This is a genomic window from Rheinheimera sp., from assembly GCF_036568245.1.
Lineage (GTDB): Bacteria > Pseudomonadota > Gammaproteobacteria > Enterobacterales > Alteromonadaceae > Alishewanella.
In genome coordinates this window covers 1-5,379 of record NZ_DATCSY010000306.1, presented here as the reverse complement: position 1 = coordinate 5,379, position 5,379 = coordinate 1, and the positions used below count along the sequence as shown (strand labels likewise).

Genomic DNA, 5,379 nt, shown 5'->3' with positions numbered 1-5,379 from the left:
GCGCTCAGGTGCCTTAGTAGAACAACGTGAATTAGCGCAGTGGTTTATCCGTATTACCGCCTATGCCGAAGAGTTACTGCAGGATCTGGATCAGCTGGAAGGCTGGCCTGAGCAGGTTAAAACCATGCAGAAAAACTGGATTGGCCGCTCAGAAGGCGTAGAAATCCGCTTTGATATCGCCGGCAGCAGCGACAGCCTGAGTGTTTACACCACGCGTCCGGATACCTTGTATGGTGTTACTTATGTCGCAGTAGCCGCGCAGCATCCGCTGGCACAGCAAGCCGCACAATCTAACCCGGCATTGGCAGCCTTTATTGAAGACTGCAAAGGCGGCAAGATGGCCGAAGCAGAGCTGGCCACTATGGAGAAAAAAGGCTGCGCGACCGGTATTTATGCGGTACACCCGCTGACCGGTGAACAGGTGCCGGTGTGGGTCGCTAACTTTGTGCTGATGGACTACGGTTCAGGTGCGGTGATGGCCGTACCCGGCCACGACCAGCGTGATTACGAATTTGCCAGCAAATACCAGCTAGCAATAAAGCAGGTAGTGCGTCCGGCTGCTGGCTCGCAGCAGGAATGTGATTTAACCAAAGCCGCCTTCACTGAAAAAGGTGTACTGATTAACTCTGGTGAGTTTGATGGTGCGGATTTTGATGCCGCGTTCAATGCCATCGCAGCCAAACTTGCCGCGATGGGCCGTGGCGAAGTTAAGGTAAACTACCGTCTGCGCGACTGGGGCGTATCGCGTCAGCGTTACTGGGGCGCGCCCATTCCGATGCTGAACCTGGCGGATGGCAGCCAGGTACCGGTGCCGGAAGACCAGTTACCGGTACGGTTACCGGAAGATGTGGTGATGGATGGCGTAACATCGCCAATCAAAGCTGACCCCGAGTGGGCCAAAACCACCTATAACGGCAGCGATGCCTTTCATGAAACCGACACCTTCGACACCTTTATGGAGTCGAGCTGGTACTACGCCCGCTACTGTAGCCCAGACCATGATAAAGCGATGCTGGACCCGGCCAAAGCCAACTACTGGCTGCCGGTAGACCAATATATTGGTGGCATTGAACACGCAATTTTGCACCTGCTGTACAGCCGTTTCTTCCATAAACTGTTACGCGATGTCGGCCTGGTGCAATCAGACGAACCGTTTAAACGCCTGTTATGTCAGGGCATGGTACTGGCGGAAACCTTTTACCGTGAAACGGAAAACGGCGGCAAGCAATGGTTCTCACCACAGGATGTCAGCGTAGAGCGCGACGAAAAAGGCCGGGTTGTCAACGCCATATTAAACACTGACGGCCAGCCAGTGGTTGCATCTGGCATGAGCAAGATGTCGAAATCGAAAAACAATGGTATCGACCCGCAAAAAGTTATCGACCTTTACGGTGCTGATACCGTGCGCCTGTTTATGATGTTTACCGCACCGCCGGAGCAAACACTGGAGTGGTCAGACTCTGCAGTTGAAGGTGCGCATCGTTTTATTAAGCGTATCTATACTCTGGTCAGCGATTTCACCGCTGCCGGTGCCGTTGGTAAACTGGATATTGCAGCACTTAATAACGAGCAAAAGACGCTGCGCCGTGAGCTGCACAAAACCATCGCTAAAGTATCCGACGACATTGGCCGCCGCTACACCTTTAATACAGCGATCGCGGCCATTATGGAGCTGAGCAATAAGCTGCAAAAAGCCAGCCTGACGACAGAGCTTGACCGCGCTGTGATGCACGAAGCTGTGCTGGCTCTGCTGCAAATGCTGAACCCGATTACGCCACATGTGGCGCAGTATTTATGGACGCAGCTGGGCCAGCAAACCGGTATTGAGCAAACCCCCTGGCCGGTGGCAGACGATGCCGCTATGGTTGAAGATGAAAAACTGGTGGTAGTGCAGGTGAATGGCAAAGTCCGCGGCAAGGTAACCGTTGCTGCTGACGCTGATCAGGATACAGTACTGAGTACTGCTCAGGCTGATGAAAACGTCAACCGTCACCTTGAAGGCGTCAGTATCCGTAAAGTAATTTACGTACCTGGTAAGCTGCTTAATCTGGTGGTGGGCTAAGATGGCCCGCCTCAGCGTCGTCCTGGCCCTGCTTGGCAGCCTGCTGCTAAGCAGCTGCGGCTTTCACTTGCGTGGCGACTTACCGCTGAGCCATTTCCCGGCCATGTATATCCAGAGCGAACGTCATTCTGAACTGGCAGCACTGGTAGCCGAGCGGTTAGAGCGTAACAAAGTAGAATTGCTACAAAGTTACCAGCAAACTGCACCGATGCTGCAACTGATTGACGATACGCTGGAGCGGCGCACGTTGTCGCTGTTTCCCAACGGTCAGGTAGCCGAGTACGAGCTGATTTATAAAGTGCGTTACGCGTTGACGATGCCCGATGGCGAGCCGCAGCAATACCAGTTCGAACTGTTCCGCGACTATCAGGATGACCCGAATCAGGCTTTAGCGAAAACCAAAGAGCTGGAACTGATGCTGGCGGAGCTGCGCCAACAAGCGGCCAACCGCATTATGCGTCAATTGGCCAGGCTGCACTGATGCAGCCGTCACGCTAATGCAGAAGCTATACGCCAACCAATTACCGCAACACCTTACTGGTACACTGGCGCCCTGCTATCTGCTGTTTGGCGATGAGCCGCTGCAGAAACTTGAAGCAATAGATGCGATTCGCGCAGCTGCACGCAACCAAGGCTATTCAGAACGCATCAGTTTAACCGCTGATGCCCAGTTTGACTGGAACCTGCTTAGCAACGAACTGCAAGCCATGTCGCTGTTCTCAGAACGGCGCTTGATTGAACTGGAACTGTCTCAGCAAAAATTATCTGCCGCGGCCAACGATGCCCTCAAAGCGCTACCGCAGCAACTGCATAGCGATATTATTCTGCTGATCCACGGTGAACGTAGCCACAGTGAAGTTAGTAAACTGGCCTGGTTTAAACAGCTGCAGAATCAGGCTGTTCAGATCCCTGTTTATGCACTGGATGAGCGGCAGAGTCAGCAATGGCTGCGTGAGCGTGCCCGTCAGTTAAACCTGCAACTGAGCAGTGAAGCCCTGGTATTACTGCAGCAACACTGTGCCGGTAACTTGCTGGCCGCCCGGCAAGAGCTGGAAAAACTGACACTGGCTGATTTGCCGCAGCCACTGGATGCCAGTGTGCTGGCACAGTTTCTGGCGGATCATTCCAGCTTTACCGTATTTCAACTGGTCGATGCCATTTTACAGGGACAGGCTGATGACGCGCTGCACCGCTTACAACGCCTGTGTCAGCAGGATACAGAGCCGGTTATTATTGCCTGGCAGCTGCAAAAAGAAGTGCTGCAGCTGCGCCAACTGCAGCAGGCCGGGCAATGGCAACAGAATATCAACGAGCTGTATAAAAGCCTCGCCATCTGGCCCAAGCGCCAGCCACTGTACCAAAATGCGCTGAAGCGCTTGTCGCTGTCCTGGCTGGACTATTTGCTGCAAGAGTTAGCGGCATTTGACCGCTTATATAAAGCGGGCCAGCTTGGTCACCCTGATGTTGCTCTGGCACATCTGGTGACACTGTTTGTCAAACCGGTACCGAAAGCTTTTTCGCTGCAACAGCAGGCGGCTTATGACTAAACACATCGGTATTCTGGGTGGCACCTTTGACCCGGTACACAACGGCCATATTGCCTGTGCCGATTATGTTCAGCGTAAATGCGGCCTCGATACCGTAAGACTAATGCCATGTCATCTGCCTCCCCACCGTGCCACACCGGGTGTCAGTGCAGAGCAACGCGCGGCTATGGTGCAGCTGGCGATCGCCGGTTACCCCAAGCTGGTGCTTGAACGGCTTGAACTGGATAAACAAAGCCCGTCGTACACCGTTGACAGCCTGCAGTTGTTGCACCAGCGTGAACCTGACAGCCGCTTTTACTTTATTATCGGCATGGACTCACTGTGTTATTTCCGGCAGTGGAAAAACTGGCAGCGTGTATTACAACTCGCTCATCTGCTGGTCTGCGAACGCCCGGGGTATCAGGCAACGGAAGGTGATGCGCCGTTTTTACTGCAGCAGTATGGTGTGGCTGATATAGCCGTGCTGCAACAATCGACTGCGGGGGGCATTTTGCTGCTGGATAATCCTCTGTTTGCTATCAGCGCGACAGATATCCGCCGCCAGTTGCAGCAACATAGCACAGCTGGCAGCGCTTTAGATCCTGACGTATTGAACTATATTCAGTTACAACAACTCTATCAGGCGTAAGAGCTATCACCACGCCCAAACTATGCTAAAATAGCGCCTTTTTAATGCGCAGAGGAATCAGGGTGCAGACAACCGAGCTGGTAAGTTTTATTCAGGACAAAATCGACGATATGAAAGGCCGTGATATCGTGGCTATAGACGTACGTGGAAAATCAAGTGTCACTGAATTTATGATAGTGTGCTCAGGCACATCTAACCGCCATACCAAATCTATCGCCGACTACGTCGCCGCCGAAGTGAAAAAAGCCGGTATTGTAACACTCGGTATCGAAGGCCAGAGCTCAGGCGAGTGGGTATTACTGGATCTGGACGATGTGGTAGTACATGTGATGCTGGAAGAGAGCCGCAGTTTCTATCAGTTGGAAAAGCTCTGGAGTGCCTAAGCCGGTATGAAGTTAACACTGATTGCTGTTGGCAGTAAAATGCCTGCCTGGGTGCAAACTGGCTATGAAGAATATGCCCGCCGCTTTCCCAGAGATTTAGCGCTGGAGCTGATTGAGATCCCGGCAGGTAAACGCGGCAAAAATGCTGATATCAAGCGCATTCTGGAACAGGAAGGTGAAAAAATGCTCGCCGCCGTTCCCCGTGGCAGCAGAATAGTGACACTGGAAGTAACGGGTGACAATTGGAGTAGCCCGCAACTGGCAACACGTCTGACACAGTGGCAACTTGATAGCCGTGATGTCTGCTTACTGGTTGGCGGCCCCGAAGGGCTGGCACCGGCCTGTATCGCTGCCAGTGAAGAAAAGTGGTCGTTGTCGGCACTGACACTTCCCCACCCCCTGGTACGTGTTGTATTGGCTGAAAGCCTGTACCGTGCTTGGAGTATCTGTACTAATCATCCCTATCATCGCGAGTAAAGATGTTAAAAAAGCGCGTTGCCATTCAGGATTTTGCTGCTGAGGCCCGACTGTTTAACAGCAGGGCAGTGGTGGCAATGCTGATAGTGGTGGTGTTGTTTTGTATCATCATCTTCAATCAATACCAGCTGCAGGTTGTATCATATCAGGATTACCAGACCCGCTCGGAAGGTAACCGCATCAAAGTCGTGCCAATGGCGCCTAACCGCGGCCTGATTTACGACCGCAGCGGCATTTTGCTGGCCGAGAATAAACCGGTATTTTCATTAGAATTGGTACCGG

At 52.8% G+C, this 5,379-nt stretch carries 6 protein-coding genes and 1 pseudogene; all 7 read left to right on the top strand.

Annotated elements, in window-relative coordinates; translation table 11 throughout:
* On the top strand, positions 1 to 2,062 hold a 2,062-nt coding region (leuS, locus tag VIN66_RS13795), incomplete at its 5' end, for a leucine--tRNA ligase (protein WP_331924517.1).
* A gap of 1 nt (position 2,063) precedes the next feature.
* Entirely contained in the window at positions 2,064 to 2,543 is a 480-nt protein-coding gene (gene lptE, locus VIN66_RS13790; RefSeq protein WP_331924516.1) for an LPS assembly lipoprotein LptE, read from the top strand.
* Positions 2,544 to 2,559: 16 nt separating this feature from the next.
* The gene (gene holA, locus VIN66_RS13785) at positions 2,560 to 3,609 is read left to right on the top strand and encodes a DNA polymerase III subunit delta (protein ID WP_331924515.1); all 1,050 of its coding nucleotides are present in this window, start codon (positions 2,560 to 2,562) and stop codon (positions 3,607 to 3,609) included.
* Positions 3,602 to 4,237, top strand: a complete 636-nt coding sequence (gene nadD, locus VIN66_RS13780; protein WP_331924514.1) for a nicotinate-nucleotide adenylyltransferase — start codon at positions 3,602 to 3,604, stop codon at positions 4,235 to 4,237. The genes holA and nadD overlap by 8 nt, the downstream gene beginning before the upstream one ends.
* 62 nt (positions 4,238 to 4,299) lie before the next feature.
* Complete coding sequence (gene rsfS / locus VIN66_RS13775; protein WP_331924513.1) at positions 4,300 to 4,620, top strand: ribosome silencing factor; 321 nt, start codon at positions 4,300 to 4,302, stop codon at positions 4,618 to 4,620.
* A gap of 6 nt (positions 4,621 to 4,626) precedes the next feature.
* Positions 4,627 to 5,097, top strand: a complete 471-nt coding sequence (gene rlmH / locus VIN66_RS13770) for a 23S rRNA (pseudouridine(1915)-N(3))-methyltransferase RlmH (RefSeq protein ID WP_331924512.1) — start codon at positions 4,627 to 4,629, stop codon at positions 5,095 to 5,097.
* Positions 5,098 to 5,099: 2 nt separating this feature from the next.
* Positions 5,100 to 5,379: pseudogene (locus tag VIN66_RS13765) on the top strand (penicillin-binding protein 2); the annotation flags it as partial.

What these genes read in the sequence shown, in the direction of transcription:
- lptE (WP_331924516.1), top strand. Translation starts at nt 2,064, where the DNA reads ATGGCCCGCCTCAGCGTCGTCCTGGCCCTGCTTGGCAGCCTGCTGCTA.
- rlmH (WP_331924512.1), top strand. Translation starts at nt 4,627, where the DNA reads ATGAAGTTAACACTGATTGCTGTTGGCAGTAAAATGCCTGCCTGGGTG.
- nadD (WP_331924514.1), top strand. Translation starts at nt 3,602, where the DNA reads ATGACTAAACACATCGGTATTCTGGGTGGCACCTTTGACCCGGTACAC.
- holA (WP_331924515.1), top strand. Translation starts at nt 2,560, where the DNA reads ATGCAGAAGCTATACGCCAACCAATTACCGCAACACCTTACTGGTACA.